Genomic DNA, 26,958 nt, shown 5'->3' with positions numbered 1-26,958 from the left:
GGGATATCCCGGGACCAAGCCTTTTACTCCTTTTTCAGAAGAACCAATCTCCTAGCGGAGAATGGCCCAGTTTTATGGACCGGGTAATGCCGTAGCGTTCCAACACATCCGCGTCCGTGGTGATGCGTTCGGCCAGCTCACGCGGGCGCATCGAATTACCGTCGTCGTCGCTCAGGTTCACCAGGTCAGGGAAGCGTGTCGCCAGCGCAGAGATCATCAGGCCCAGCACTCGCTGGTTGGATTCGATCTCTTGCCCCAGCTTCATTTTCACCGTTTCCTCAATGGTCCCTGGCTGCCCGGCGAGCGGACCGCGAACGGTCCACATCCCCGGTTCGAGCTGAGTGACGGTCGCGGGCGTAGCGCCCACAGCGGCCGCCTCTACGATCTCGACGAGTTCATCGCGGTACTCACCCGCCAGCCTTTGAAAGTCGGACTGGCCGAGGGTGCGATACGCGACATGCGCAAGCACCTCGGGGCCTGACTCGGGGGCGGCTTCGTTCGTCTGCGATAATGGTTCTGCCGGATCAAGGTCATTGCGAACCTCGACAAAGCCTTCGCCAAGCTTCTTGCTGACGCGACGACGCATTTCAGTCAGACAGTTACGGTCCTCGCACCGAGCCGCCGGAACGAACGTGGAGCGAAGATTTTTCGCTCCCATCGCCCCGTACTCGATGCGAAGGCCCGACCGGTCTGCCATTGGTATGACCCGCCAGATCTTCCCGTTCGGTGAGTCCGCGCCTTCATAGACAAGTTCGTACCCGTGCATGGATACCCCCTTACTTGAAGTTCACGTCATCACCGATCACTCGAGCCACGATGCCATGCACCGCTTCCCGGGTTTCGGGTTGTGCCCGATTGAGGAACGCCCGATCAAGCGCATGGAGAACCGGGTCCTTCCCGCTTTTCCGCACGCCCTGGAACGTACTAGTCAATCGTGCCCAGCGCGCCAATGAGCGCGTGGACATCGGCAGTTCGATCTGCGGGCCATCCAGCTCGCCGATGAATAGCCCACGCAGCTCGCCGGCAACCTCGATCATCTTCCCGCGCACCCAGTCCGGTACGGACGGAGCAGCACTGGCGAGGATCGGGGCTTCCTGCTCGACCGTCGGGTAATCGACTTCGACGACCCAGAAGCGATCAAGAAACGCCGCGTTCTGACGCAACGTCGCCTGGTAGAGCCCAGTTCGGTCACCGTTGCCTGCCGTGTTGGCGGTAGCGATGAACTTGAAACCCGGGGCTGCCCGGACGACTTCACCGCCATTCTCGGGGATGACGACCATGCCCTCCTCGACGACGGTGTTCAGGCTCGCTCCGACACCGGGGTCAAGCATATCCATCTCATCGAGCAGGAAGGCATGGCCGTAGCGCATAGCACTGACCAGCGGCCCATCCACGAACACCATGTCGCCATCGATCACGGTGTAGTGCCCGGTGAAATCCGCCATCTCCAAACGACGATGAGCCGTCAGGCGCTGAGTGGGCCAGTTAAGTCCGGCGAAAACCTGCGTGAGCCCCGAAGTCTTGCCACAGCCGGTTGGTCCGACGAGCAGCAATCCTTCACCCTCACCGGTCTTCAGCCAGGCAATGATGTCGGATAGCAGCTCACGCCGGTGGATGTATCCATTGATGGCCTTAGGAACGAACGGGCTGCCCGTATCCTCGTGGCCGTTGATGACAGCACCCTTTGCCTCTTCGATGCCGAAGGTTTCACCGATATCGAACTGCACGTGTTTTGCCTGAGTCATTTTCTATTGCCTCCAATCGTCTGAGAAATGGGAGGCACACCCCGCCCTATACGGGGAGTGTGCCCCCCGTTGGGGTCGGTGGTTTTAGTTTGAGCCGCTACGTGATCGTGATGCCGCGAAGCTGCTCGACTTCGGCGAACACTTGCTCTCTAAGCTCATTGGCGTCGTAGCCATGAAGCTCGCAACAAGTGACGAACGCGATGCCGCTTTCACCGCTACGCGTGGACTGGCTAATCCAGTGAAGAATCTCCAGAACCGTCGCGTGACCGGTGCGGGTATCAGCCAATACCTCCAACGAGCGGTCCAGAACAAAAGCGTGGAGGCGACGAATGTCGTCGAGGGTCCACGGTTCGAGTTCCGGCTCGCCTTGGGCGGCATTGATTTCACGCTCCAACTGCTCGGCGAGGATTTCCTCTTCGATCAGCTCATCCAGCAACGCAGATAGGTCCAACTGCTCCGGAGCCATATCAGCACTGCTGTACGGTGAACGCTTCATTCGCGCTCGCTTTTTCGCTGGCCGGTAGCCCTGGAAGAGCACCGGAAGATCCAGCTCCATCTGGTCCGGTGGCGGCCCCTTCGACCCGCTCACCGATTCCGCTAGTGCTGCCATCTTGGCGACCCTCCTCTCGGTGGTTTTTTGATAAGCCAAGGGCAGCCCACGCCGGGACTGGCCCCGGCTGGGGTGGGTTGAGTTACTGAGACTTGAGTGCTGGTTGAGTACGGCCAGCTACCGTTGGTGTGCTCTGCAAAGAACACGGGTGAAACGGGGCTTTCCACGCGTCCCAAGAAAGATCTGGAGCGCCTGGAAAGCCCCGCCCATTAGGGGCGAGGCGGATTGAGGTGCATTAAGCAACGGCGAGTTTGGCTTGAGCCTTTCCCTTCGGGGCTTCGATCAGCCCCTCCATATCACCGTGCAAGCACAGGTTTTGGAAGTCGCACATCGAGCAAGGCGAGTTATACGCCATACCTGGATTGCGAAAGAACACGCCCTTGCGGATCAGTGTGACCAAGTGGTCGATCTTCGCGCGCCGTTCAGCCATGACAGCCTCGGAGCGGGCTGGCGTGAGGCTCGGCCCGATGATCTCTGGACCTCTGCCTTGGCTAGCCTTCGGGATCTTTCGCTTGAGCAGCTCTATGAACCCCACCTGGCTGATCGACTCGATGCCAAGCTTTGCCTTGTTGGCCTCAGCGGCGATCTGGTAGTCCGTCAACTGCTCCCCTAGAAGGAGAACCGCATCTGGAGCCGGCGAAAGCGCTGTCTTGAGGTCGATGATCGCAGACTCACCTTCTTCAGTGAGTACAGCCACATCAAGAAAGCATCTCAGGTTGATCCCGGGTGCAACCTGGACGGTGAGCTTCTGCTGCACCATCGGTTCGCCACCAGGCCCAATGAGCGCGGTCAGCCCTGAATTGTCCCAGAATTCCGGGAACTGTCTGGCCAACTCGGCTCCCGTCTCTCGGAGATCCTTGGGGCTCTGTGTCGCCGAGAAATCGACGATCGTCTCGCTCAACGCCCGATCCCACTCTTGCTCGAAGATCGGCAGTGGGTCGACGTACTCGCCAAGGGCATGTCCCCGGATGAACTCACTCATCCCCTTATCCAGCACCTTGCCGAATATCAGGTTGGCAGAGACTTCCTCGGCTCGAAGGCGGCGGACGTAGTGGAACTGGTACGCCGCACCGCAGGTTTCGTACTTATGCAGCTGTGAAAAACTGACATCCATTGGGTACCTCCTCATGGGAATTATCCGACGGGAGGCGCACCACTCCCCCGACGGGGCGCGTACGCCCCAGACGGGGATTTAGGGTTGAGGTTAGCGTTTCAGGTGGAGATGGATAGCTCGCAACCCCCACTCACCAAGGGCATATTTCCCTTTCAGGCCTCTGCCACCGCGAGTGATTCGGGTATTTCACCGCCGACAAGGAATCGAGCGGTTGTTCGAGCGTCTCCTCCAGTCTGAACAGAGTTTCACTTGCATATCCTTCTCCTGGGACGTGTCCCTTGGTCGGATTGGTTTAAGGCTGGTTGTTTGGAAACGCGCAGCTTGCGTTTATGGGCACCCATCAAACCAGGCACCGAGTGAATCGTCCTTGCGCCACGCCACGACTGACCATGGCGTCGCAGAAGAACGCTCAATCAAAGGCCCCCACGAACAGGCCGCGCTCTCGCGCGACCGGCCCGTGGAGGGTTAGGTGGATTTAACCGCAATCACCGACGGCGCCGCAGGCGGTGCAGTGACTACAGCCCCCTTGCCGAATCACCGCACGGTGATTGCATTCCTTGCACAACCGACCGGTGACCTTTGCTTGTTGCGGCTCAGGCACATCGGTCTCGCTGGCTTCCTCGCTGACGATCAATCCCATGGCACTGACCGGCGCCCCCTGCTCATCGAGCAGGCCGAGCATCGCGTAGCGATGCAGTAGCAGACGGGCGACGTAGGCCACGGTGGAGGGATACGTCGCTTGACGGTCCTCCCCCGGGCTTTTTGCCATGAAGTCCCCGCGGGGCTCGGCGTAGTCGAGAAGCTGCGAGAGCTTCCCGCCGATCCAGCCCACATCGAGCACCCGCATGTCGAACGACAGGCTCTTGCAGAGTCCATCGAGCGCGCGCGGATACTCGCCAGCAAGCCAGCACGAGTACGGCCGGCGCGTGCCATCGGGCATCGTCAGCTCCTTGACCATGAGCACGAAGTCATCCTCCGTCATGGAGTTCATGACATCGACGCTCCAGGCCATGGTGCCGTCGGGGCCGGTCTTCGGCTCCTTCGGGCTCATCAGCGCATCGAGAACCGGCGTCGGGCCTACGACCTCGAATGCACCCAACTGCTCGCAGCGAGCACGCAACACGCGCGCGAACCCTGCAACCAGGCTGGGCACCGGGGTCATCTCACCCTCCGGCGGCAACGCCAGGTGGAACGCATCATCGCCACGAGCCATGGCCAGAGAATCGAGCTTGGCCTTGAGCCAGCCCCGATCCTCCGAGCGCATGTCCATGGACAGCGACATCGCCAGCGCGCCGAGTCCTCGGGGTTGTTCGGCCCCATTGACCCAGACCTCGAAGGGCTGTGCCGATCCGTTCTGCACATGCCCAACGAACACGCCGAAGCGATAGCCATGCGGATGCTCCAACATGTACGTCCAGGAAGGATTCCCACACGGCAGGCTGGGACGCTTGCGCCAGCGAAGCGACGCCATCGGCGGCTCCGGCACCTCCTTGAGCTGCACCCGGCGATCCGGGTCACTCTCGTCGATGTCGGAGGTTACCTCCGGCGTCGGGCTCGGGGTCTCGCTCAGTACCGACCCAGTTACCGCGTTGGGTCGAAACGTCGCCAGGCCCTTGGCCCCGCTCTTCCACCCCTGCATGTAGAGGTCCTTGAAGTCCTCGAAGGGGTAGTCGGCCGGAACGTTCACCGTCTTGGAGATCGAGGTGTCGATGTAGGGCATCACGGCGGCGATCATCTTCGCGTGGTCCTCGGCACGAATGCTAAGGGCACTGACGAACGCCGGTGGGAGATTGTCCGTATCACCACCTTGTTCCCTGAACACGCGAAAGGCGTGATCCTCGACGGTGTAGTCCTTATGGCCATCCTCGGTGCGCTTGCGCCGGTTGTAGCTCCAGGAAAACGCCGGTTCGATGCCGTTGCTGGCATTGTCCGCGAACGCCAGTGAGATCGTGCCCGTGGGCGCGATGCTCAGCAGGTGCGAGTTGCGGATGCCATGCTTGGCGATCGCCTTGCGAATCCGCTCAGGAAGCCGCTTGGCGAACCCCGACTCCAGATACTTTTCGGTATCCAGCATCGGGAAAGAGCCACGCTCCGCCGCCAGGTCGATCGACGCGCGATAGGCCGCATCACGCATGACCTCCGCGATCTTCGATGCCATCGCACGTCCTTCATCGCTGTCGTAGCGAAGCCCCAGCATGACCAACGCATCGCCCAGCCCCAGGAACCCGAGGCCGATGCGGCGCTTGGCCATCGCTTCGTCACGCTGCTTTTCCAGCGGCCAGACCGTTACGTCCAGCACGTTGTCGAGCATGCGCACCGCCGCCGGAATCAGCAGACGGAAGGCGTCGAAGTTGAACGAGGCGTTTTTCTGGAACGGATTTAGAACGAACCGTGTGAGGTTGATCGAACCCAAGTCGCAGCAGGCATAGGCCGGCAACGGCTGTTCTCCACCACTCTGTTACTTTGGTGACCAGCCCTGGGCTGGCGGGAAACCGCTTCAGGTTTCCTCTCCCGCTTACTCGTGCTCTTGCGTTATACGGGAGTTCAGACTGTCGCACCGCCCCGTGGGGCGCCCAATCACTCAGTCGTTCACGGTCCCTTTCGGGTTCCGCCCTGTCACCCCCGCCGGGGCCTCCAAGTCGATCAGATTGGGTTTTTCCATACCCGCTTTCACGGATAGGCCGCATGGCTACGGATTGGTGGCTTCGATCTTTTCACAGTAGTAGAGGTTGTTCTCACTGTTCATCCGATCGATGAACAGCACGCCTGGCTCGGCATGGTCGTAGGTAGAGGCCATGATCCGATCCCATAGATCACGGGCACGGACACAGCGATAAACCCACTTTCCATCGCGTCGCTTGTACGTTTCATCCGTATCGACGGCCGGCTCCGCCGAGTGCTCAAGCTCCCACTCCTCATCGTCACGGACGGCTTGCATGAACGCTTCGGTGACGCCGACCGAAATGTTGAAATTGGTCAGCTCCCCTGCGTCATTCTTCGCGTCGATGAAGGCCTCGATGTCCGGATGATCCACGCGCAACACGCCCATCTGGGCGCCACGCCTGGCTCCTGCCGACTCGACGGTTTCGCACGAGCGGTCGAACACTCGCATGTACGAGATCGGCCCAGACGCTTTGCTATGCGTACCCTTGACCAATGCGCCCTTGGGGCGAATGGCCGAGAAGTCATAGCCAACACCACCACCGCGACGCATTGTCTCGGCAGCTTCTGCAAGGGCGGTGTAGATCCCGGGTTTTCCATCGGCGTCTAAGCCGTCGATGCAGTCGCCGATCGGCTGCACGAAGCAGTTGATCAGCGTGGCCTGGATATCGGTACCCACCGCGGACATGATCCGCCCGGCCGGCACGAAACCCAAAGTTAGCGCATTACGGAAAACGGAGACCCAATCGCTGGGCACCTCTTCATTGGCAGCCAGGCCTTGAGCAACCCGATCGTAGACATCATCAAATGAGGTTTCTCCGGCCTTGGCGTACTTCTCAAGCAGCACTTCCAAACTAACGGACTGCGGAGAGAGTGATTTCATGGTCATCGTTGCTACCTCCAGTAAGAGCGTAGGGATGGTCCGCGTCGGACCCTCCCGGAACGCCCGGTACCGGCGCGCTCTGGCGAGAGCCCGTCACGGTATCGGTGGGTTGAAAACCCGCCACGGAGGTAACGCCAACGACTCCCCTACGGGAGGATTGGCGCTGCCTCCCGACGGGATAGAATGCGACCCGGATGGGTCGAATGGGTGAGTTTGAGCGCATCTACCGGCGTGCCGGCGGCTCGACTTTCAAGATGCTGTCGGGCTCGTCTTGCAAACTCAGCGCAGCGTCCCGGTGGAACGAGGCGCTATCCTGAATCTGCTAAGGAAGGGTAGAAGGAAGACCGGCTCACCGGAGGGTTTAAACCCCACCGGCGAACGGCCCATTTCATCTAGTCCGCGAAGCTATTGCTTGCGGCGTCGTATTCTCGATAATCCACGTCGAACGTCCAGTAGTCCCGGTTGTAGCCGCGGATCTCGCGTCTCTGCTCGCAGGAGTTCCAGATGTACTGCGGCTCCGGCGGAAAGCACTCACGCAGGTGAGCGCCCGTACCGCGCAGCTTACGCTGGACCCGTGCCTTGAGCCGATTCGTCGTGAACCGATCGTGATGCACCGGCACCACCATGATGGCGAAGTTGCTGTAGCGGCCCCAGTCGTCGACCCAGGCAGACCGGATGGTCTCGTCGGCGTTCAGGGTCTCGCACAGCGTCTTCATCGCCTCGACATGCTCAGTCGGTGTCGTCATGACTTGCTCCTCCGAAAAACGAAGGAGCACCACCCCAGGACGGGGTAGTGCCCCGCCGGGGTGGGTTAAGGCTCAGGCGTACGCGTACCCCACCTCTTCGAGCCGCTTCAACAGATCGGCAGCTCGATTGGCCGGAGTACGGCCGAGGTAGGCGACGTTCTTCCCTTCGCCAGTCTTGGAGAGATAGCTGCTCGATAGCGGAATCCACTTGGCCTTGCCTAAGCAAAACTTCGTGGGCTTCGAGAGCTTCTCGATTTCCTTCGGAGTGAACACGATCTCTCCACGACCACAGCGATCGACGCGTTGGCTGGTGCCATAGGCGACGCATAACTGCTTACGCTCGAGATCCATATCCACCACGAGGACAGGACGAAACTTGGGACCAGGATGATGAGGGGCCTCATCTTCCGGCAGCCAAGCAAACACGACAGCCCCTACCAGGGCCGTGAGATTAGACATATAACCTCCAGCCCTGTGGGCGCTCTATGATGTGGTGCGAGTTACTTCGGCTTCAGCACTCCGTTACGAACCAGGTAATCCTCAAGGGAATGGCCAAGTTCGGGGGGGGCGCCGTTGTCGAGGTAATCGCGCATCCCGTCGCAGATAAGGCGATGGATGAGTTCCTCGGGGGTGATACCGAGTTCTTTTGCCCGCGCTTCGATATGCGTCGGCAACGTCTCCCGATCCCCATAGTGGATTTTGTAAGTGGGCATTGCAGACTCGCTCCCAGTCGTTGTCTGGGAGGAGTCTATCTGACCATGCATAAATAGCACTCCTGTTGAAGGCGGCCCCGGCCCATCGGGTCGGAGCACACCTGGATTGATAGGTTCGTCAGTGCTTGAACGCAATGGCGACGACGATCAATGCCGTTACTGCCAACGCGATGGCTGTCAAGGCGATCTCCTTGCGCGCCTTGTCAATGCCATCATGCTTTCCTTGCACGTAGGCACTCTTTACCGGATCGTCAGCGACTAGATCCCGTTCCAGCGTCCGGGTGACCCGCTCGAAGTCAGGCATTACCGCCCTCCTCTTGCGGCATCCCTGATGAAGCGATGTCGTCATCATCTTCATCCAAGCGGAATGTTGACCAGACAATCTGAACCTCGGCCTTGGCGCGATAGTCCGTGCCGCATCTCGGGCATGTGAACCTCAGCACCGTCTCGTCAGGTACGACACATGCCTGCTTGAGGTTGCTGTACTCGCAGCTCGGACAAGTAGGCCAGTTTTTATCGACCAGATGATCTACGTAGCTAGGCATCGACAGCCTCCTCGGACGAAGCCTCGAAGGAGGTCGCATCCAGCGCCACATCAACATTACCGTGCAACACCAAGGAAACCCGAAAGTCCTCGGCTGGTAGGTCACCCCCATTGGCCTCACTGGCCATCGCCTGGACTATCCCGGCCGCCTCCTCGGCGCTTAATGCCTGAGCCGACTCGACATAGGCATCGGCGCCATAGTCTGCGGTGGCATAGTCGGGATAGAGCAACACCACGGTATAGGTCGACTCGGGAAGCTCTGAAATCAACTTCTCGAATGCCTCACGGAACGCCGCATCCGTGTAATTCTTCCGCGCGCGGTGCAGGGACTGGAAGCGCTTAACTTGCGCGGCAAGTGCCGCCTCGTTATAGCGTACCGATGTCAGATCCGCTCGAAGACCTTCGATGATCAAATCGGTGGCCTCGCGGTATTCTTTGAAGTCGGGATGATCGCGCAGCGGTTTGTCGTTGGCGCCACACTGATTCATCGCGTTAGGGCTCATACTGTCTCTCCTTGTTGTGCTGGGCTTTAAGACTCGGACCGAAGGCGACTCCATGGATCTTGCAGGCGGCTTCAACCGCCCTGAACCAAGGAGACTCCTGCCGAAAGAACTGCCTGACGGTGAACAGCTCCTCGCGACGCCGCGTGCTAAATCGCGCACGACGAGCGAGCCGATCGGCGTTCTCATAAAGTCCGCGGCTGATCGTGCGGAAGCTACATTGCTGAGCGTGCTGCATACGACCTCCTTGGATTGAAGGCCGGGCGCACGCCACCCCTTCCCGGGGACATGCCCCGGCAGGGTGGGTGGGTAATTAGTGCGGTGCGCAATCCGATCGGCAGTCACGGCACCAGATGAGATGACCTCGATCGCCAGAGCTGAGCCCTGGGTGCTCGATCACCACCTCACCTCGCGCGCGCAGCCGAAGCGCTTCAACCACGTCAACGCTCAAGTATTCCCAGACCGGATAGTTGGTCGGGTCTACCATCACAGGATCGTCGCTGGCACCAATGACGCAGGCAGAGACAGGCAGAAGGCCCATACCCCTGTGGTAGTCAGCCAAGGACGTCGCATCTCGTACATCTACGCCCTCGCTGAACAGGAAGGCAGCCTCGTGCGTATCGATTTCCAGCGCGGGCTCACCGTCCTCTCCGTTCGGGAGAATCGGATACAACGTCGCGCTGAACTCGCCTCGCTCGTCAAGGTTGATGATGTAGCGGTACTGATCATGCTCCGCCACGGCAACCTCGAACGGCTGTTGATTTGCACCATGGAGCGCAAGAACAGCCGCGTGGCCCATCGATTCCCAGCTCCAGCTATTGCTGGCATTGTTGGTGTGCATTATCGACCTCCAAGTTAATGAAGACCGGACGCACAAATCCCGGCAACCGGGGCATGTGCCCCGGCCGGGGGTGGGTGAGACGGCCGATGCCGTCGGGTTAGGGCTGGATACGGCCAGCTACCGTGGTGAGCGTTCAAGCAGAACGCCCGGGTGAAATGCCTTTCCGCACCGCCCTCGCCCACTACACAGGACGAAGATGGCCTGGAAAGGCCCCTGAGGACCGCCCGAAGGCGGCCGTCAGGGGAGAGGTCTTATCGGCTCAAGTGGTTACATCGGTGTCCACCATCGCCCTTACACAGATGAATTGCTCACATCGACCGGCTCCCGGACGGTGTAGCCAGCACTGACCAATGTGTTGATCAGCTTAGCGGTGGCTTCTCCGTTCCACTCACGGCCATCTACCAAAGCATGGATCTCGTCGAGAGCGGATTTGTAGTCAGGATTGCCGTTCATGGCTGTCTTCCGGGTCCCGGGGGAGTTGCCCAGGAAGCTGAGCGACTCGACCAGCCAGCGGTAATCATCGGGAATATCGCCTTCGGTCAGACGGCCGCCCTCGATCATGTCAGACAGTCGATCATGTAACTCCTCATAGGTGTTGGCATATCCGCCCGCCGTTACCGGGTCGTCAGGCTGGCTCAGTTTATGGCGCCAAGCGGCAATGCGGGCCTCCATCTCAGTGTCGAAACCAGCGCCGTGACCAGATAGCCCGGAACGATCAGCGTAACGCCACGACCAGGGGCCTGCGCCGTCGTACAAGTACATCTTGTACCCCTCCGGTACCGGCACCTCAACCGCGAAGTAAGCGTAGACGGGCTCCGGTGGTTCCGGCTCTAGATACGAGAAGGTGTCGAGAGCGTAGTCCCACGCGGCGCATATCGATTGCGCCCGGTTATCCCAAACACTGCATACGTCCATGGACTGGCCGTCCACAACAGCCCAGCTAGAGTTGCAAGGCATGAGGGACACTCCAACCTGGAGCTGACTATCCCTGACGCAGGGGGCTTCATAAGGCCCTGTGTCTGGAAATAGGCACGTATTCTCCCGAAAAGCTGCCTCACCGATCATGTCGAAAATCGCCTGATGGATCTCCATCTGATCCAATCCGGCAGGCCACGTTTCAGCCTTGAGTTCATGATATAGATCGTCAGCCGTCGTCCGGGCATCAACACGTATCTTAAGGATAAAACCCTCGCCCATCTCATTATGGGGCTTGCTACCCAGTAGAGCTTTTGCAAGGGCGTCATCCATTTTTTTCAATTGAACAGGGATTAAGTGATTCATCATGCACCTCCGTGGATAGCTTGAGGCGCACTTCGCCCAAGGGGGGGCGAATGCACACCCCATGGGCTGATTTGTTTTGCTGGCGTCCCAGCGGAACGCGGTTTTGTAGTGAAGCCCCCAGCCAGATGGCCGGTCACACCAGACACTCGAGATCGAGCGCCCGCTTCAGGCGTGATGGGTTAGAGGTTTGAGTATGGCCTCACAACACCGCTAACGAACCCGTTAATGCCCGTTCTTGATGGCGTTATTTAGTCATTGATTTTCACGCACAGGTCGTCAATCTCTTCCGCTGACAATGCCGTGTGCAGATCCAGGCTCATATGCCCGTTGTAATCCAAGCCTTGCTCTGTGTCCCATTGCACGACCCTTAGCGCCATCAAGATGTTCGCCTTTTCACGCTCATCGAACCCGATCAATCGGGCCTCGAGTGTCTCGTCGACATCCAGTAATGCATCGGGGTCAATTTTGGCGAGCTGACGAAGATCCGACACTTCTTCGTCGCTATACCCGTCCATTCGAGGATCCTTCGTGTCGCTCAGGTACTCGTTCAGACTGTCAGTACCGCTTTTCACCAAGCACTGAACTGCCCTGTACTGCTCATCCGTCAGATAGATAGCTTTAATCATTTTGCACACCTCCGGTGATTGCCCGAGGCACACGTTCCCCAAGGGGCGAACGTACACCCCGTGGGCTGGTTTGATATGCTGCGCTAGGTTTTTGCGCAGCAACTTAATGCTGGTTGCGGCCAGCTACCATGATGAGCGGTCAGATAGAACGCTCGAGTGAGATGCCTTTCCGCGTCACCCTCGGCTTCCCGAAGATGACCTGGAAAGGCCCGGCGAACGCCGGGCTGGGCTAAGCCCTGGTTTGATTAGCTGGCAGGCGTCGCCCGCAGCGATTTCAGTGCCTCCTTGGCCTCGGCCTTGGTCTTGACCTGGGGAGGTTTGATACCGCGCACACTTGCCAGATGCTTGATCTGACGCAGAAGCGCTTCCGAGACCTCGCCGCTCGCGGCAGGCGCGGGTTTGCTGGACGTCGACTTCGCTGAGGAATCGGCTTTCTTCACAGCCGTCGGCTTGGCCTTCCCCGTTGCCGGCTTGCCGGCCGGATCTGGTTCGGGCTGAGATTCCTCCTCGGGCTCGGGCTCGGGATCGGAGTCTGGCTCGCTTGGCCCGCTGGGATTGAGGTCGATACCGCAGTCAGCACAGTTATCGTTGCCATCGTTCCAGTGAGCTGACGGGCAGCATTCCGGGTCGTACGTATACGCCACCCCGACTTCCGCCTCCTCATCCGAGGCCGGTGTCTGACCGTCTTCATCCACACCGGTACCACCTTCCTCAACGGATTCATCCTTCAGCGCCGCGCGCGTCTTGGACTCCTTCTTGGAGGTGCAGGCGGTGCCGCGTTCAGCCATGTCGCTCATCTCGTCGGCCAGTAGCGTGTCGCTACCGAACCCCAGGCGTGCCGCAAGACGCTGCAAGGCTGCGGTTTCACCGCTTTCCCATGCGCGCGCCTGTATCGCGTAACCCGACTGGGTATCTATCCGCCGCAATGACGAGGCTTTCGCCACGACCTGACGATCGGAGTTGAGCAATATCGCCTCGAAGAGACGCAGCGACATATCGATCGCCGGCAGGTCCGATACCGAGGCGCCGGCCGCCAGTGCGGCCCTGTACAGCTCCGCCAACTCCGGATGCATCCCCAGATAGTCGAGGACGCGAGTCTCGATCGAATACCCACTGTCGGGACCGTACTTCTCCAGGAAGGCCGGAAGGCGCTCGGCTACCGTCAGGTAGTCCCGCACCTCGCCGTTCTCGTTGAATATCTCGATCATTGATTCGTTCTCCTTGGGTGGGTGCCCCAGCCAAGGACCACCCCCAACCGGGATGGCCCCGGCGGGGGATGAAAGGAAAGGCAGCACGCCTATATCGCTTTATCTTGCTGTTTTAAATGATTTTTTCGTCAGAACGGTATTTCATCATCGAAAAAATCGTCGCCATCACCAGCCGGAGCTGGTTGCTGGGGTACTTGTTGCTGAGGCCGCGCCTGCTGCGGCGGCTGCTGCGGCGCCTGCTGCGGCGGCTGTTGCGGCGGCTGTTGCGGCTGCGGGTTCTGCCCTCCACCTTGCCGACCACCGACGAAATCGAACTCATCGACGTGGATCTCCGTGACCTGACGGTCATTGCCGTGACGGTCCTGGAATTTGTTCGTCCTGAGCTTGCCCCAGATGATTATCGGGTCTCCAGCCTTCAGATGCTGAGCGAGCACTTCACCCTGGCGTCCAAACGCCTTGATGATGTGCCACTCGGTATGCACCTGCTGCTGTCCAGTGTTTCGGTAGTTCCATTTCTCGTTGGTGGCAACAGAGAAACGGCAGATCGTGGTGCCAGATTGAGATTGAGCGGTCTCCGGATCACGACCCAGATTGCCCTTCACGTAAACCTTATTGTTACTTGCCATTGTTGCGCTCTCCTTTCGGATGGTGTGTGCCCTACTGAATCCCGATCGGATGCGCATGGAGGCCCCCTCATCAGGGTGCTTATGCGCCCCGATGATGGGCATTAAATTGCTGGTTGTGGCCAGCTACCGGATGGTGTCAATGACACCGCTCTTCCTTTGCACGGCTTCAGGGAGCCGGACAAGGGAAGATCGCTCATCAACACTAGATAGGGAGCAGCCCGACATTGGGCTGCCGAGTAATCAAGCTTCCGGTGACCGTGCCGGATGAGAAAGGGTCACTTCAGGTGGTCGCTCTGAAGGGCCTACGCGGCATCTCCGCACGAACTGGATCGCACACAGGCACCGTCGCGGCTGACATTGTTTATTGACGCGCCGTGAACGTCCCCCCATTCGCCGGGGCAGCATCCATCAATGAACGATGGGTTTTAGTGAATCTTCGCTGGTGAGTCTAGCAACCTCTTACTTCGAGCAAGCCGCTAATGGCCGCTCCGAAAAGGCCGATTCCTCCTCTTCAGCACCCCGCTCGAAAGCAATAAGCAGCAATCCCCATTCGCGGGGCGGGTATTTCGCCATTGCTGCATTTCCCCTATGGGGCAATCTGAGTGCGGCCAAGAGTTAATAGAAGCCAGGATCGAGAGAGAGTCAATATGTCTGACCCTAAGACCGTTACCGACCCCACTGAAGCGCCGATCCAGAATGCGGACACCAAAGTTGGAGAGTCCGCGCCAGCGATCGACAAAACCACCGCGAGCGAATCGTCAGAGGCCACTGAGCCCGACAAACAATCCAGCGGCCCTACACCCAAGGAGGACGAGAAGCAGAAGGACGCAAGCCGGGCAGAAAACACCCAAAGCAGCCGCAAGCCCAGCGCGCCGGTGAGCCAGGCTGTAGTGATGTCCCGTGTCAGCCTGAGTTCGCGCCATGCCCAACGCGTCTACAAGCGGTCCTATAGCACCGCCGCGCGAGCCCTTTATGTCCTGTCCGTGATGCTAAGGATCTACGCCTCCGAAAAAGAGGCCGAGCAAATCGGGACGCTCTGCGACGAGATGCTGGCGTCGGTTCGCAAGGATCTCGACGAAGAGATCGCGCGCATGCAGCAGGTGGCCGAGACTCAAGGCGTAGATCTTGGCGCCGTTGCCTACACCCAACCTGAAGAGTACGTCGCAGAGATCACCACCCCTAAAGCCAGCCAGTACATTGGCCTGGTACGGGAGCTGGATCGGCTTATCGGGCTGATCGACGTGCTGTGGTTGTCAGGCGTCTACAACGACTCGCAGCACAACGCTGGCAGCTACCAGTGGCAGCGTCGTCTGATCAAACTCGCCAACCGCTTGCGAAACCTCGCCCAGCGCAGCATGGCGCTCGCGCGGCGCGATGACGCTTCTGTGAGCGGGCTCGCCGAACTGTTGGTCGCCGAGAAGCATGAGGATGGCGAAGACGGGATCGGCGACGAGAACGATGACGAGGCGCCTGAATGAACGATTCCTTGCGCCAACTTTCCCACGGGCCGAACACAACGCCCATAGCTGTCCGACCGGCGGTCCAACCCATGCGCCAACAGGGCGGGCGACTTTACGGCATCGAGTTGCTGGCTCGCCGTGCCGCTGCCCGTGAGGGGGAAGGCGCAGGGCCGGTTCTCTCACTTCTCCATGAACCCGTCGACTGGATGCAACTGGATGTCACCATGTTGCGTGAGGCCGCATCTCACGCCCTCACCCAAACGCGCCCTACACTGGTGTTCGTCAACCTATCCGAGGCCACCGCCGCGAACCCCCTGACTCGCGATCGCTACTTAACCGCGGCCGAGGGCTGCGCCGCGGCTCTACCCCCGGGCCGACTCGTCGTCGAGATCAACGAAAACCTCACCGCTTCGGTCGGAGACCTCGACGCGCTCATCGCCGCTCTGCGCGAGCGAAATATGGCCGTAGCGATGGACGACTTCCATGCCTCCGCGGAGTGCTGGCGGAAGGTCCGGGCCAACTGGGACTGCATCAAGATCGACTGCGCCCGCTTATCGCTCGACGAGGCCCAGCGCGCCCTACGCGACCTCACTGAACACCCCAACCCGGACTGCTCGCCGGTGCTCATCGCCGAGGCTGTGGCTACCGATGCAGTGCGTGAAGCCATGTTCGCTGCCGGCGCGTATGCCGTCCAGGGCTGGATCTCCGGCCCTCCTCGATTTCTGGAAGGTGGCTGACTTGGAACTCTCCGGACGTGCCGACGCGTATCAGCGCGAAGCTATTCACATCAATGGCCACGGACTGGTATCGGCCTGCCCCGGTGCCGGAAAAACCCGCGTGCTGGCATTGCGCTCGGCACGGCTGCTGTCGTCGAACCGAGACGGCAAACTCGTCGCCGTAACATTCACCCGTGATGCGGCGAAGGGGCTGAGAGGACGCATCCTCGACGAAGCCGGCCGAGAGCATAACCGGCGGCTGGCATCAGGGACATTCCACGCGCTGGCGCTGAACCAGTTGAAACGTCAATACGGCAAAGAAGGCTTCCGCATCCTATCCGGCCGCGAGCAACACATGATGCTGACCCAGGCCTGGAGCCAGGCAGCGACCGAAGCCGAATTCACCTTCGACAAGCTCGACGACGCCCGCGCTGCCATTGACGCAATCAAATCCAGCATGGACCCAGCACCAGACCCGAAGACCAGCGCGGCCGGCGCCGTTTACACCATCTACCAGCGCCTCCTCGCACGTTCACGCACTCACGATTTTGCCGATCTGATGCTCCGTGCTGTTCAAGACATGGGAACCGGGGCGCTGGCGCCTATACCCGCGCGCTGGATGCTGGTCGACGAGGCCCAGGACATGGACGACGTGCAGTACGCCTGGATACTGGCCCATGCCAATGCAGGCGTTGAGGTGATGTGCGTCGCCGATGACGATCAAAGTATTTACCAGTGGCGCCACGCGCTCGGTTACGGCGGATTAATGCGATTCGCCAAGGCCACCGGTGCGAACCACGTCAGCCTGCCGATCAACTATCGCTGCCGACCGGAAATACTGAACCCCGCCGTCCAGTTGATCGGCCACAACAACGATCGCGTGGACAAGGACATCACCGCACACCGCTCCCCCGGGGGAGCCGTGGCGGTGATCGCCAACGACACGCGCTGGGACGAATCCACGCGTATCGTCAACCATCTTCTCTCCACTTCACCCGAGGGGTGGGCCGTGCTGGCCCGCACCAACAGATTGCTCGACGCCGTGGAGTTGGCGCTCGGCAGCGAAGACATTGCCTACCGCCGTATCGGAGGTGAGAAATTTTGGGAGAAACCCGCCGCGCAGGCCTACCTTGGCATGCTGAAGTCAGTATCCGACGACGATGCTGTGGCCCTTCTGCAAGCGGTACGCTGGGCTGGAATGTTCCGCGAAGCCTCGGTGGAAGTTCGACCCGGAGAAGACGCCGAAGGCTTCCTCTCCCGGCTCTCCCAGCCTGCCCCAGGCGAAACTTCGGGGGCCTCTCAACGCGCAGCACGCATCCTCTCCGGACTTCACCGGGACTGGCGCGAGGCCAACGAGCGCGACCGCGTATCCCTGATCGCCTGGGGGACCGCGCAGTGGCTCGCCGCCAGCGTCGACGACAAGCGCGGCGCCGTCTTCTCCTGGTGCGCCGAGGCCCTGTGCCGGGCGCAAGGACCGCTCAAAGCGCGGGTCGCCTCGCTCACCCTGACCCAGCAGCCCAAGGACACCGAGGGCGTCACGCTAATGACCATGCACGCCGCCAAGGGTCTCGAGTTCCCGAACGTGTGGATCGTCGGCTGCGAGGAAGGCACCTGTCCCCACGCCGATTCCGAAACCGATGAAGAGCGCCGGCTTTTCTACGTCGCTATGACCCGCGCGGAGGACAACCTGGTGCTCTCGTTCGCCCGCGACGAGGGCAAGCCCTCCGGCTTCATTGGCGAGGCGGATCTAACACACCTAACCGCAAATTCACTACCCGAGGACTTCGGGCGCCAATAAACCGACAAGATCGATGCATTATGGACCAATCCAACGTCATCCCACTATTCGACGACCTCCCCATACCGGAGCCGCAATCATCTGCATCGCCGCCCTCGAGTGGTGGCCCATCCGGCGATCCTGCGCCCCCCCACAGACTGACCCATGCCCGCTACGAACCGGCCCATTGCCTGGCTCCCGGCCTGTTTCGCGCGCTAAAGCGGGGTGAGAGAAAGCTCAAGAAGCTCGATGTGACCTACGAGTTCGGCAAGGATCAGCAGATCACCTTCAAAGGCCCTGAACCCCTCGGCGCCGACGATCTCCGCTTGCTCCAGGTTCTCGTCGCCATGACAGGCCCCGCCGGCAAGGCGCTCCCCCCCGAGCCGGAGACCGAACCGGAGCAACGCTTACGGGCATTGCTCAAGGTCCAGGGAAGCTCCATGCACGAGGATGTCACCGCCGTCGAAACTTCCTACCGCCAACTTGCCCATGAGATGGGGTATACCTCCTGGGGCGGCGAACAGGGCAAAGTGATCAAGGCGGGCCTGATACGCCTGAGCACCGTCACCATCATCGCTGAATCGAAGAGCCGCTGGGAGGCGTTCCATATACTCTCTCGACTCGGCGGGGACGAAATTACCGGCCGTATAACCTTTGCGGTAAATCCGATGATCACCCGGGCCGTCGTGGGCAGCGGGCGCTATGTCCGCATCGAGCTGGAGGAAGTTCGCCGACTCAAGAGCGATGTCGCCCGCCTGATCCACAACCGACTGTGCGGATGGATCAATCCCGGCCAGGACCGCGAGGTCATGCTCGAGACGCTATGCTCCTACGCCTGGCCGGAGCAGATCGCCAGCACCGACGCTATCATCAAACGCAAGCAGCGCGCGAGAAAAGCCCTGAAGGAACTCCAGGCCCTCGGCTGGGCCGTAGACGAGATCGAGAAGGGCAAGTTCCGCATCACGCGCCCCGCCCCCCTACTCTAGCCCTCTCCTCCGCTCTCACGTCCCTGCGTCGCCCGCGGTCCCCCCGCGGGTTTTTCGTCGCCATACCCATCCCGGCACGCCCTCCCCGCCTTTCCCTGCGCTTCTCTCACGCAAGTCGCAACCATACTCCTGATACAGCACAAGTGCGCGGCTTAACAGTCCACCTGGGGCGCGTCGCGACCGTCCGCTTGCCTTCGGTTCTCATCCTGGGTGCGTTCTTACTGCCCCCCGAGTGGGGCGGAACAGTCCACCTGCTCGGCGACGCCAGGCCCGCAGCCACGCGGCGTCCATGCCTGTTCATTGTTTTGACCCCTGAGGGGCGCTCTAATTGCTCACCCGGGTGGGGCGGAACAGTCCATATTGGCTGCATTGGATGCGAGAAAGCGCTTCATGACCTCAGCCCCAATGGGGCGGAACAGTCCACCCGAGTGGGGCGGAACGGTCCACCTAATGGGGCGCAACGGTCCACTTATCGGGGCGGAACAGTCCATCACCGCGAAAGGCCAAGGTTTGCAACCACGCGGCCTCCAGGCCGACCGGACAAATCGATCTATGAGTTATCCACGAGGGTATCTATGAATAAACCTATCTAAGAGGAAAATCTTCGTGGCCAGGATCAGTGAGAGTTGGGCGTCGGCGAATTAATTCCACCCGCGTGCGCGCGTACGTGTGCGCGGGGGAAATTTCCGCGAGACCGGATTGCCAATCTCTCCCGGCCGCAGATCGCTGCATCGTCGAACCGAAACGACACCGAATGCTCGGACACCCCTTGCCGCGTAACAAACCCTCATAGCGCTTCTCAGCGTCGCTCCACCAACCCGGTAGGTAGGCATAGCTTAATGCGCGAACGGCCCCTCTCGCGCCTCGCTGGCGCCATGGCGGTCATTTCATCATGGCATGGCCCGTCATGGCCGCTTCGTGACTGGTATTCTTCGTAATCGCGCTCACACGCCGCCAGCCCGAACACCCACCAAGGGGGCCGCCCTTCCCCTGCTTTATTCGAGATCGTCCCGCATGCGGCCGCACAGGCGCCTCTCGGTGGCTTTGGCACCACCGCCGGGGTCGCACGTACCCCTTCATCACCTGGCCACGAAAAAATGCCGATGCTCGCACTGACTCGGAAACATCCGCTGGCGCCGATTCGTTGCAGCCTTGCTGCTTTCTGAAAATCCGGACAATGAACACCAACAGCAGCAATCATTGACCGGAGACCGCCATGTCGTCGCCCAACTTGCAGGAGATCAATCGCCGCCTGGCCGCCGTGGGGCTGCCGGTGAACCTCAACCCGCAGACCGCCGCTAAGCTCAAGGAGGCCGCCCCGCGCGAGCGTGTACTCAATGCTCTCTCCCGTGTGGAGCAGGCTAACGACGCCGGCGCCCGAGCCTTCCTCGACAAGACGCTCCAGGCCGCGGGCCTTCTCGGTGCGGCGAATGATGCGCCTCCGCCCCAACCCGTGCAGCAGGCGCCCGAGCCGCCCCCGATGGACCCTGAACCGGCGCCGCCGCGAGACACCCGGCAAAACCGCTCTGCCCAGGGGAACGGCCAGCAGCAGCGCGCCCGCCCACCGCAGCATCACGTCTACGGCGGCAAGGCTGCGCTGACCTTCGAGCTGGACGAAACCACTGCTGGCATTCCGACCGTGGCGCTTGATGGTGCGAACTCGGTGGGGGAACGCAAATACGACTGGGGCTCAAAGGTGCGTATTCAGTTCACCACCCGTGAGTTGCCGGTGGTCGCCGCGGTGTTCCTTGGCATCATGCCGGAATGCTCCTTTCAGAATCACGGCCCGGCTAACGACAAGGGATTCTCGATTGCCTGGCAGCCCGAGCGCCAAGCCTTTTTCGTGAAGGTCTGGCAGGGCAAAGGCAATCTGCGTGCGGTACCAATGCCCCGCGAGGACGCTTTCTACGTGGCACAGATCGTGATTCGTGCCATCCAGCAGGGCAGCCCCGCACGGCTGGACACTGCCGGCACGATCGCCTGCATCCGAGCGTTCTACGGCCGGAGCTAACGCCATGGCAGTCACGGGCTCTCACTCACCTCAACGCAGCGCCCAGCTTGATACTGGGCGCCACACTGCGCGGCTTGTGCGCCGTGAGGCCAATCCCGAGGTAGTATCCGAACTCACTGCCAACGGCTATCACCCGATTGCGGCCCAGGTGCTGGTCGCGCGCTGCGGTGCCGATGCGGCTTCACTGGCAGCGCCAGCGCTGGCGGGCCTGTCCTCGCCCGACAGCCTGCCCGACATCGCGGGGGCCAGCGAGCGGTTGGCCCAGGCCGTCATTGCCGGCGAAACGATCGGCCTGGTGACCGACCATGATGTGGATGGGGTCACCTCGCATGCCGTGTTGATCGAGACGTTCACGCGCTGGTTCGGTGTTCCGAGCGAGCGTCTGCGCTCCTATATCGGCCACCGCCTCAAGGACGGCTACGGTCTATCCGACCCGGTGGTCGACCGCATCCTCGATGACGCCCCCTCTCCCACCGTGATCGTCACCGCCGACTGCGGCTCCTCCGATGAACCGCGGATCGCCCGTCTGGCTCAAGCCGGCCGCGCGGTGATCGTCACCGATCACCACGAACTGGGTTTCGCCGAGAACGACGAGGGCGATCTGGTGGATACGCCGCCGCCCTCCGCTCACGCAGTGGTCAATCCGGCGAGATCGGATAGCGACTACGACGACAAGCTCATCTGTGGCGCGATGGTCACCTGGTTGACGATGTGTGCGACGCGGGCCTGGCTGATCAAGGTGGGCGCCATCCCCGCCAAGACCCCTTCGCTGAGCGCGCTGCTCGATTACGTGGCGCTCGGCACCGTCGCCGACTGCGTTTCGCTGGGCGCCAGCCCGAACAACCGTGCCGTGGTACGCCGGGGCCTGGCGATGATCGAACGAGCCGAGCGCCCGTGCTGGCGTGCTGCGCAGGCCCTCACCGGCAAGACGCATGGCCTCAGCGCGCAGGATCTCGCTTTCGGTATCGGACCACGGATCAATGCTCGCGGCCGGCTCTCCGAGGCCATGGCCGGCGTGCGCTTTCTGCTGTCGGAAACCGACGAGGAAGCGGAGAACCTGGCGGGACAGCTCGACGAGGAGAACCAGGAACGCAAGCGCATAGAGCGGGAGCTGACTGAAGTGGCCGTGCTCGAGGCCGAGCTGGCACTGGAGCGCGGCGAGAAGGGCCTGGCCATCTGGTTGGCTGGCGGGCATCCCGGCGTTCACGGCATCGTTGCCAGCCGCGTACTCGAGCGCTTCGGGCGACCTATCGTTTGCCTATCGCCACATGCCAAAGATCCCGACCTGATTACAGGATCAGCACGATCGCCGGTCGGCGTGCATGTGCGCGACATCATGGAGCGGATTCATCGCGCCCAGCCCGATCTACTGGTGAAGTTCGGCGGGCATGCGGCCGCAGGCGGGCTGACGATCGCCACGGAGAACCTGACGCGTTTCCAGGCAGCATTCGCCGCCGAGACGAATGGCCTTGACGAAGGTGCCTTAGGCCCTGTCGTCACCACCGACGGCGAGATCGATACAGGGATGATCAACCACGCCCTGATCGAAGAACTCGCCACGCTGGAGCCCTACGGCCAGGGTTTTGCGGCGCCGCTATTCGAAGCGGAGCTGAAGGTACTCAGAGCGCGCTTGGTTGGGGCGGACAAGACGCACGCCCAGCTCACGCTGAGCGATGGGCGCCGATGTTTCAAAGGAATCTGGTTCTTTGCTACCGAGGAAGGCGGAAACGCACCGGTGCGGGCCGGCAAGACGGTGCGTTTGGCCTTCACCCCGCAACTCAACGAGTGGAATGGGCAGCGAACGATCCAGTTAGTGGTGAGGGGCGTGGTGTGGCAGTAATACTCTCAGCCAACACCAGTGACGGCGGCTCATCGCCGCCATTCGATGACTAATCTGCCGTGATCGCCGCGATTGGGACCAGTTCCGCCCTGTCCACCGCCCCCGGTCGAGACGTCGGCGTGACTGAGGCGAGATGTATAGGAGGAGCCGCCTGCGCCAGGGCCGTTCGCGCCCCCACCGCCACCATAATATCCACCACCTCCGCCTCCGCCGACACCCCGCGCTGGACCGCCTCCGCCATATGCACTGCCTGAAGAGTCCCTCGGGTTGCAGTCGCATTTTGTGGTAGAGCCGCCCCCAACTCCACGACGACCGGCCAAACCTCTACCAAGCACGCTCCCATCGACATTATATGCGATGCCTCCAGCTCCACCCCTGTTCTGTGTTCCACCTTGAGGCCCCGTGATAGCGCCGTAGAAAAGGACCGCATCAACGTTAGGAATATCTCCCCCGTTGCCCCCCCCTGGCGCACCGTCTCCCCTATAGGCACCGCCACCGCCACCCGCCACAACCATAGGGGCACCCGATGATTCCAGTATCGCGCTACGCCCGCCACCCCCACCAGCGGTAACAGGGCCAGACGTGTAGTGTGTTGCGACCCCCCCCCCTTGGCCGACTAGTACCAAGAAATTAGTTTGCGGTTTAACGGCGATTGTGCCGCTGACACGAGCGCCGGGACCACCATTTGAACTTAAACCGGCCCCCCCTGCGCCCCCACCACCGGCGCCATCAACCACAACGTCCAGATGTCCGCAGCCCTCCGGCACGGTGAACGACTGTAGAGATCCGGTGTAACCGAACACCCTACGTCCTGGTTCACATGCAGGCTCTGGATCCTCTGGAGCCGGCACAGGTGTTGGGGTGGGCAGGCCATCGACGCTGCCGGGATCTTCGCCCCAGCCAATCAACACCCAGCCATTTTGACCACGCCAGTATTTCGATCCACGAGAAGACACCGGTCCAACTTTTTCGCCGCCGTTGGCGCGGGCCCAGACTTCACCGTTTGGCTTGTAGAGCGCGCTCATCTGGCCGGCAAGGCCCACATATGCCGGAATTCCGCGAGCCTCGTCCCAGTAGGAATCCACGCCTCCACCGCGACCGACACGGATCGGCAGGGTATCACCCGGATCGACCACCAGTTTCTTGGTGACATGCTGGCCCTCGTTGCCGGGCAAATTGTCTGCTGCCCCGCTGTCGCCCCCCTCGACCACGACATGCAGCCGCCGGCACTCGGGAGGTACGGTGAAGTGCTGGACGTTCCCGGTGTACTTGAAGAGCCTGTAGCCCGACACACAGGGCGAGGGGCGAGGCGCCGGTTCCGGCGGAGGATTCGCAGTGTTTCCCTGGCCCGGGTCGCCATTCCAGAGCTTCTGCCGGCGATCTTCGTTGCGATCAAGCGTCCACTCATTATCGAGACGCTGCTTGTTGCGGGTCAGGGTGTCCTCACGTTCTCCGTCGGTATTCAGTGTCGGGGTGTTCTGAGTGAGTTCGTCCATTGAGAAGGCATTCATCGCCTCGGATGCGCTGGGCAGGTTTCCCGTGGTCTGGAGGATCGCCAACCACTCGTCGAGGTTGATTTTATCCCAGTCGAGCTTGTTGATTTCGGCAACCGTCAATCCTCGGCAATTCGGATCTTCGGCATCACCCCAGCCGATACCGAGCTGCTTGCGCGCCTGTTCCTGAATAATGCGCGAGAGCGGAGAATTGAAAGTGCAATAGGCCTCTCGCTCCTCAACGCACGCGCCAAGGACCTCCGATGCACAATAAGACCCGACATAGTGGGCGCTCTTGAGTTTCCGCTTGACGCCGAGCTGTAGTTCATCCTCCTCGCACTCCCAAATGATCTTGATCAGGATCATCGCCACCGTGTAAATGGTATAGGCCCACATGACCACAGATAGTGCGGTACCGACAGCGGCACTGAGCTGAACCGATCCCCCAGCTAGCTGGCCACCAGCATTGGTCGCCAGACCGCCGCCGGCCTGGTTCGTGAAGAACATCGATGCAGCATCGGCCCCGAAGGTGTCCACCATGACCTGTGCTGTCTGTTTCATTACCTCCTGTTTGAGCTGCTCCATGCCGACCATACGTAGGGGCGTCGAGGCGCTATTGGCGTCCAGGGAACTGCTGAAGTAGGAGGTAATAGAATTCCAGGCATCGGTGACCGGGCCGGTGAGTTCAGTCCAGGCGCCGTGCAGCGCCCCTCCCTCGCCAACGACCAAGCCTGAGACCTTTCGCGTGGTTTGAAGGAGCTGGATGTACTGCCCGAGCGAGACGCCGGAGCTTGGCTTTTCGCAGCAATCCACGACGCCGCCTACCGCTTTCTTGCACTCAGCGGCCTCGCCCTGGAACACCTCGCAGGTGTTCACGTCGATGTTCTGCTCCTGGTCCGACGGACAAGACATGTCCATGGCCATGTGGTCAGCGGCCTGAAGGGCACCAACGGCGCGTGCGAAGTCGTCGTTACTCTCCTGCGTCGTGGTCACACACTCACTGCCCATGCAGCGAACGCCGCCTGGACAGGAGTAGGTTGACTCGGCATTCGCTGTAGGGATATCGACATCCTTGCCGCAGTCGTAACGCACGTTGTATGCGTAGCAGTTGCCATTGGCATCCTTGGCGCCATCAATGCACTGACTCTCGATGAAGCGGCAGTTCGGATCGCTTTCTAACGCTTTACAGGTGTCCGGAACATTGGCGGCATTCTGCGGGCAACGCCGTTGGCCTTGAGGGTCCGTCCAGCATGACATGTTCCCTTTGTTGAAATCCAGATCGGCCTCAACCTTTACTTGACGGCATAGCGGTGAGATCCCCGGCATTGGGGACGATTTAAGGTCCGATTCGCATATCTTGGTGACACCTAGCGAAATGCACCCATTGGATGTTGAGGGCATGTCGGTGCAGGTGTAGTTGCCGCTAGCAAAGCCCGATTCGATTGCCTCCATCGTGGTTTGGCAGCCATCGCTGACATTCCACTCATCATTGGCAACCTTCTGGGAAGCATCGAATTTGATACGAAGCCGCGCGTAGCCCTCACCTCCCCCAGTGACGGACACGCGGACTTTCACTCGGATCTCATCCCCAGGTTCTACCGATCGGAGAATGGATGTGATATCGGTGTTAGGGTTTTGCTCCCAGCTCGTCTCAAGCTCGCATGAACCACCCGTTTCCGGCGGGAAATTGTTATTTGGGCCAGCCCATACCTTCTTGCCATCAACCCAGATCTGCATATAGTCGTCCCACTTGGCGTAGTTGATCACCGCACTGGTGATCGCCTTGGGCTGGAGAACGCGAAAGCTCATTTGATGTTCATAGATGGAACAACGTCCACCCCAATAGTTATCACCCACGCGCCCGAGCCAAACAGTACGACAGCCGCTCCCACAGCTTTGGACGTTGAGCGGACCTGACTCATGAAAAATCACTCCTGCGATATAATCGTGGTTGACTGAGCAGCTCTCACCAACGGCAGGTACACGATTGCAGGTACGGTAATCAGGAAGGTGGGTCGTAAAGCTGTCTTCTGTAACCTTGCGGGACACCTCGCAAGCGCTGAAGTCACCGTTGTTGCCAAAGATGTCCTCCATGACGTCCCGACTGGAATCCCAGATGGGATCTTTGGACATATCGGTATGGGCGCGCTGACTCGAGCTGGACAGCACCCGGTAGGCTTCGCCGTACTCGGACGGGGCTGATGACAGGCGGTTCTGGGTGGAGATGGTCTTTTCTCGAATAGCTTCGTCGTCGCCGCTGAGCCCCTTTAAACCTGAGGCACTGTCCGACTCAGCCCCGAACAGCTCGTTTGTAGAGATGGTAGTAGCATCGTCGCTACCGGGAAATATCTTGTACCCCCCATTACCCTCGTCCGAGCGGAACAGGTCATTCGGATTTGGCACTATGCCGCGTCCGAAGGACTCCCCCTGGTTGGCAGCATTGGAGAACGAATCCGCCAGCACTTGGGTGGTGGGGGTGATGGCCATGAGCACACAAAGGAGCCAGGCGAGGGACTTGGTAAGGGCTCGTCGTTTCATGGCGTCAGCGTAGCGAGCAACTCGAAACGACAATCCCTC

At 60.7% G+C, this 26,958-nt stretch carries 25 protein-coding genes; 7 read left to right on the top strand and 18 right to left on the bottom strand.

The features are described 5' to 3' along the window. Positions 1–34: 34 nt before the first annotated feature. The 12 genes from KGR00_RS07435 to KGR00_RS07380 form a co-directional block, all read right to left on the bottom strand. Positions 35–766, bottom strand: coding sequence for a hypothetical protein (locus KGR00_RS07435; protein ID WP_224424280.1), 732 nt, complete (start codon positions 764–766; stop codon positions 35–37). A 10-nt stretch (positions 767–776) separates the two neighbouring features. Continuing rightward, complete coding sequence (locus KGR00_RS07430) at positions 777–1,727, bottom strand: AAA family ATPase (protein ID WP_224424279.1); 951 nt, start codon at positions 1,725–1,727, stop codon at positions 777–779. A 115-nt stretch (positions 1,728–1,842) separates the two neighbouring features. Then, positions 1,843–2,355 (bottom strand): hypothetical protein, encoded by a 513-nt coding sequence (locus KGR00_RS07425; RefSeq protein WP_224424278.1) that lies wholly within the window; start codon positions 2,353–2,355, stop codon positions 1,843–1,845. Positions 2,356–2,590: 235 nt separating this feature from the next. Then, positions 2,591–3,469 (bottom strand): PD-(D/E)XK nuclease family protein, encoded by an 879-nt coding sequence (locus KGR00_RS07420; protein ID WP_224424277.1) that lies wholly within the window; start codon positions 3,467–3,469, stop codon positions 2,591–2,593. 475 nt (positions 3,470–3,944) lie between these two features. Then, positions 3,945–5,906, bottom strand: a complete 1,962-nt coding sequence (locus KGR00_RS07415; RefSeq protein ID WP_224424276.1) for a hypothetical protein — start codon at positions 5,904–5,906, stop codon at positions 3,945–3,947. Positions 5,907–6,158: 252 nt separating this feature from the next. Beyond that, a complete protein-coding gene (locus tag KGR00_RS07410) occupies positions 6,159–7,019 on the bottom strand; it encodes a ribonucleotide reductase N-terminal alpha domain-containing protein (RefSeq protein WP_224424275.1) in 861 nt (286 codons plus the stop codon). Positions 7,020–7,405: 386 nt separating this feature from the next. After that, the gene (locus tag KGR00_RS07405; RefSeq protein WP_224424274.1) at positions 7,406–7,759 is read right to left on the bottom strand and encodes a hypothetical protein; all 354 of its coding nucleotides are present in this window, start codon (positions 7,757–7,759) and stop codon (positions 7,406–7,408) included. A 72-nt stretch (positions 7,760–7,831) separates the two neighbouring features. Further along, a complete protein-coding gene (locus tag KGR00_RS07400; RefSeq protein ID WP_224424273.1) occupies positions 7,832–8,218 on the bottom strand; it encodes a hypothetical protein in 387 nt (128 codons plus the stop codon). A gap of 41 nt (positions 8,219–8,259) precedes the next feature. Then, the gene (locus KGR00_RS07395; RefSeq protein WP_224424272.1) at positions 8,260–8,472 is read right to left on the bottom strand and encodes a hypothetical protein; all 213 of its coding nucleotides are present in this window, start codon (positions 8,470–8,472) and stop codon (positions 8,260–8,262) included. 118 nt (positions 8,473–8,590) lie between these two features. Continuing rightward, a complete protein-coding gene (locus KGR00_RS07390) occupies positions 8,591–8,776 on the bottom strand; it encodes a hypothetical protein (protein ID WP_224424271.1) in 186 nt (61 codons plus the stop codon). Beyond that, on the bottom strand, positions 8,769–9,017 hold the full coding sequence (locus KGR00_RS07385) for a hypothetical protein (RefSeq protein ID WP_224424270.1): 249 nt from the start codon (positions 9,015–9,017) through the stop codon (positions 8,769–8,771). Before KGR00_RS07385 ends, KGR00_RS07390 begins: the two co-directional genes overlap by 8 nt. Next, positions 9,010–9,519: a hypothetical protein gene (locus KGR00_RS07380; protein ID WP_224424269.1), complete on the bottom strand. Its 510-nt coding sequence runs from the start codon at positions 9,517–9,519 to the stop codon at positions 9,010–9,012. Before KGR00_RS07380 ends, KGR00_RS07385 begins: the two co-directional genes overlap by 8 nt. A 52-nt stretch (positions 9,520–9,571) precedes the next feature. Here KGR00_RS07380 and KGR00_RS07375 point away from each other — a divergent pair, with 52 nt between their 5' ends. Then, positions 9,572–9,772 carry a hypothetical protein gene (locus KGR00_RS07375; RefSeq protein ID WP_224424268.1) on the top strand — a complete coding sequence of 67 codons (201 nt, stop codon included), beginning with the start codon at positions 9,572–9,574 and terminating at the stop codon, positions 9,770–9,772. 57 nt (positions 9,773–9,829) lie between these two features. On the opposite strand, the gene KGR00_RS07370 is transcribed toward KGR00_RS07375, so the two are convergent. The 5 genes from KGR00_RS07370 to ssb all read right to left on the bottom strand — a co-directional run bounded on the left by KGR00_RS07370 (position 9,830) and on the right by ssb (position 14,098). After that, positions 9,830–10,357 carry a hypothetical protein gene (locus tag KGR00_RS07370; RefSeq protein ID WP_224424267.1) on the bottom strand — a complete coding sequence of 176 codons (528 nt, stop codon included), beginning with the start codon at positions 10,355–10,357 and terminating at the stop codon, positions 9,830–9,832. A gap of 291 nt (positions 10,358–10,648) precedes the next feature. Further along, a complete protein-coding gene (locus KGR00_RS07365) occupies positions 10,649–11,641 on the bottom strand; it encodes a hypothetical protein (protein WP_224424266.1) in 993 nt (330 codons plus the stop codon). Between the two features lie 245 nt (positions 11,642–11,886). Next, positions 11,887–12,264, bottom strand: a complete 378-nt coding sequence (locus KGR00_RS07360) for a hypothetical protein (RefSeq protein WP_224424265.1) — start codon at positions 12,262–12,264, stop codon at positions 11,887–11,889. Positions 12,265–12,509: 245 nt separating this feature from the next. Beyond that, positions 12,510–13,472, bottom strand: a complete 963-nt coding sequence (locus KGR00_RS07355; RefSeq protein WP_224424264.1) for a hypothetical protein — start codon at positions 13,470–13,472, stop codon at positions 12,510–12,512. 128 nt (positions 13,473–13,600) lie between these two features. Next, on the bottom strand, positions 13,601–14,098 hold the full coding sequence (ssb, locus tag KGR00_RS07350; protein WP_224424263.1) for a single-stranded DNA-binding protein: 498 nt from the start codon (positions 14,096–14,098) through the stop codon (positions 13,601–13,603). A 647-nt stretch (positions 14,099–14,745) separates the two neighbouring features. Between ssb and KGR00_RS07345 the strand changes: the two genes are divergently transcribed. From KGR00_RS07345 to KGR00_RS07320, 6 genes are all read left to right on the top strand, one after another. Then, on the top strand, positions 14,746–15,576 hold the full coding sequence (locus tag KGR00_RS07345; protein WP_224424262.1) for a hypothetical protein: 831 nt from the start codon (positions 14,746–14,748) through the stop codon (positions 15,574–15,576). Next, positions 15,573–16,295 carry an EAL domain-containing protein gene (locus tag KGR00_RS07340; RefSeq protein ID WP_224424261.1) on the top strand — a complete coding sequence of 241 codons (723 nt, stop codon included), beginning with the start codon at positions 15,573–15,575 and terminating at the stop codon, positions 16,293–16,295. Before KGR00_RS07345 ends, KGR00_RS07340 begins: the two co-directional genes overlap by 4 nt. A 1-nt stretch (position 16,296) precedes the next feature. Further along, a complete protein-coding gene (locus KGR00_RS07335; RefSeq protein WP_224424260.1) occupies positions 16,297–18,072 on the top strand; it encodes an ATP-dependent helicase in 1,776 nt (591 codons plus the stop codon). 20 nt (positions 18,073–18,092) lie between these two features. Next, positions 18,093–19,037 carry a replication protein C, IncQ-type gene (repC, locus tag KGR00_RS07330; RefSeq protein WP_224424259.1) on the top strand — a complete coding sequence of 315 codons (945 nt, stop codon included), beginning with the start codon at positions 18,093–18,095 and terminating at the stop codon, positions 19,035–19,037. Positions 19,038–20,253: 1,216 nt separating this feature from the next. Continuing rightward, complete coding sequence (locus KGR00_RS07325; protein ID WP_224424258.1) at positions 20,254–21,048, top strand: hypothetical protein; 795 nt, start codon at positions 20,254–20,256, stop codon at positions 21,046–21,048. Positions 21,049–21,052: 4 nt separating this feature from the next. Then, positions 21,053–22,888 (top strand): DHHA1 domain-containing protein, encoded by a 1,836-nt coding sequence (locus KGR00_RS07320; protein WP_224424257.1) that lies wholly within the window; start codon positions 21,053–21,055, stop codon positions 22,886–22,888. Positions 22,889–22,917: 29 nt separating this feature from the next. Here the strand turns inward: KGR00_RS07320 and traN are convergent, their stop codons facing one another. Beyond that, positions 22,918–26,868: a conjugal transfer mating pair stabilization protein TraN gene (gene traN / locus KGR00_RS22420; protein WP_275423122.1), complete on the bottom strand. Its 3,951-nt coding sequence runs from the start codon at positions 26,866–26,868 to the stop codon at positions 22,918–22,920. Positions 26,869–26,958 lie beyond the last annotated feature (90 nt).

It is taken from the genome of Modicisalibacter sp. MOD 31.J (assembly GCF_020147985.1).
GTDB lineage: Bacteria > Pseudomonadota > Gammaproteobacteria > Pseudomonadales > Halomonadaceae > Modicisalibacter > Modicisalibacter coralii.
Note: the sequence above shows the minus strand (reverse complement) of the source record. Positions and strands in the feature narration are given on the sequence as shown.

Bases quoted from the DNA above. Each gene is read 5' to 3' on its own strand.
- KGR00_RS07360 (WP_224424265.1), bottom strand. From the start codon at position 12,264: ATGATTAAAGCTATCTATCTGACGGATGAGCAGTACAGGGCAGTTCAG.
- KGR00_RS07365 (WP_224424266.1), bottom strand. From the start codon at position 11,641: ATGATGAATCACTTAATCCCTGTTCAATTGAAAAAAATGGATGACGCC.
- KGR00_RS07370 (WP_224424267.1), bottom strand. From the start codon at position 10,357: ATGCACACCAACAATGCCAGCAATAGCTGGAGCTGGGAATCGATGGGC.
- KGR00_RS07325 (WP_224424258.1), top strand. From the start codon at position 20,254: ATGTCGTCGCCCAACTTGCAGGAGATCAATCGCCGCCTGGCCGCCGTG.
- KGR00_RS07385 (WP_224424270.1), bottom strand. From the start codon at position 9,017: ATGCCTAGCTACGTAGATCATCTGGTCGATAAAAACTGGCCTACTTGT.
- KGR00_RS07395 (WP_224424272.1), bottom strand. From the start codon at position 8,472: ATGCCCACTTACAAAATCCACTATGGGGATCGGGAGACGTTGCCGACG.
- repC (WP_224424259.1), top strand. From the start codon at position 18,093: ATGGACCAATCCAACGTCATCCCACTATTCGACGACCTCCCCATACCG.
- KGR00_RS07345 (WP_224424262.1), top strand. From the start codon at position 14,746: ATGTCTGACCCTAAGACCGTTACCGACCCCACTGAAGCGCCGATCCAG.
- KGR00_RS07375 (WP_224424268.1), top strand. From the start codon at position 9,572: ATGGATCTTGCAGGCGGCTTCAACCGCCCTGAACCAAGGAGACTCCTG.
- KGR00_RS07380 (WP_224424269.1), bottom strand. From the start codon at position 9,519: ATGAGCCCTAACGCGATGAATCAGTGTGGCGCCAACGACAAACCGCTG.
- KGR00_RS07425 (WP_224424278.1), bottom strand. From the start codon at position 2,355: ATGGCAGCACTAGCGGAATCGGTGAGCGGGTCGAAGGGGCCGCCACCG.
- KGR00_RS07410 (WP_224424275.1), bottom strand. From the start codon at position 7,019: ATGACCATGAAATCACTCTCTCCGCAGTCCGTTAGTTTGGAAGTGCTG.
- KGR00_RS07340 (WP_224424261.1), top strand. From the start codon at position 15,573: ATGAACGATTCCTTGCGCCAACTTTCCCACGGGCCGAACACAACGCCC.
- KGR00_RS07420 (WP_224424277.1), bottom strand. From the start codon at position 3,469: ATGGATGTCAGTTTTTCACAGCTGCATAAGTACGAAACCTGCGGTGCG.
- KGR00_RS07435 (WP_224424280.1), bottom strand. From the start codon at position 766: ATGCACGGGTACGAACTTGTCTATGAAGGCGCGGACTCACCGAACGGG.
- KGR00_RS07390 (WP_224424271.1), bottom strand. From the start codon at position 8,776: ATGCCTGACTTCGAGCGGGTCACCCGGACGCTGGAACGGGATCTAGTC.
- traN (WP_275423122.1), bottom strand. From the start codon at position 26,868: ATGGCCATCACCCCCACCACCCAAGTGCTGGCGGATTCGTTCTCCAAT.
- KGR00_RS07320 (WP_224424257.1), top strand. From the start codon at position 21,053: ATGGCAGTCACGGGCTCTCACTCACCTCAACGCAGCGCCCAGCTTGAT.
- ssb (WP_224424263.1), bottom strand. From the start codon at position 14,098: ATGGCAAGTAACAATAAGGTTTACGTGAAGGGCAATCTGGGTCGTGAT.
- KGR00_RS07355 (WP_224424264.1), bottom strand. From the start codon at position 13,472: ATGATCGAGATATTCAACGAGAACGGCGAGGTGCGGGACTACCTGACG.
- KGR00_RS07405 (WP_224424274.1), bottom strand. From the start codon at position 7,759: ATGACGACACCGACTGAGCATGTCGAGGCGATGAAGACGCTGTGCGAG.
- KGR00_RS07400 (WP_224424273.1), bottom strand. From the start codon at position 8,218: ATGTCTAATCTCACGGCCCTGGTAGGGGCTGTCGTGTTTGCTTGGCTG.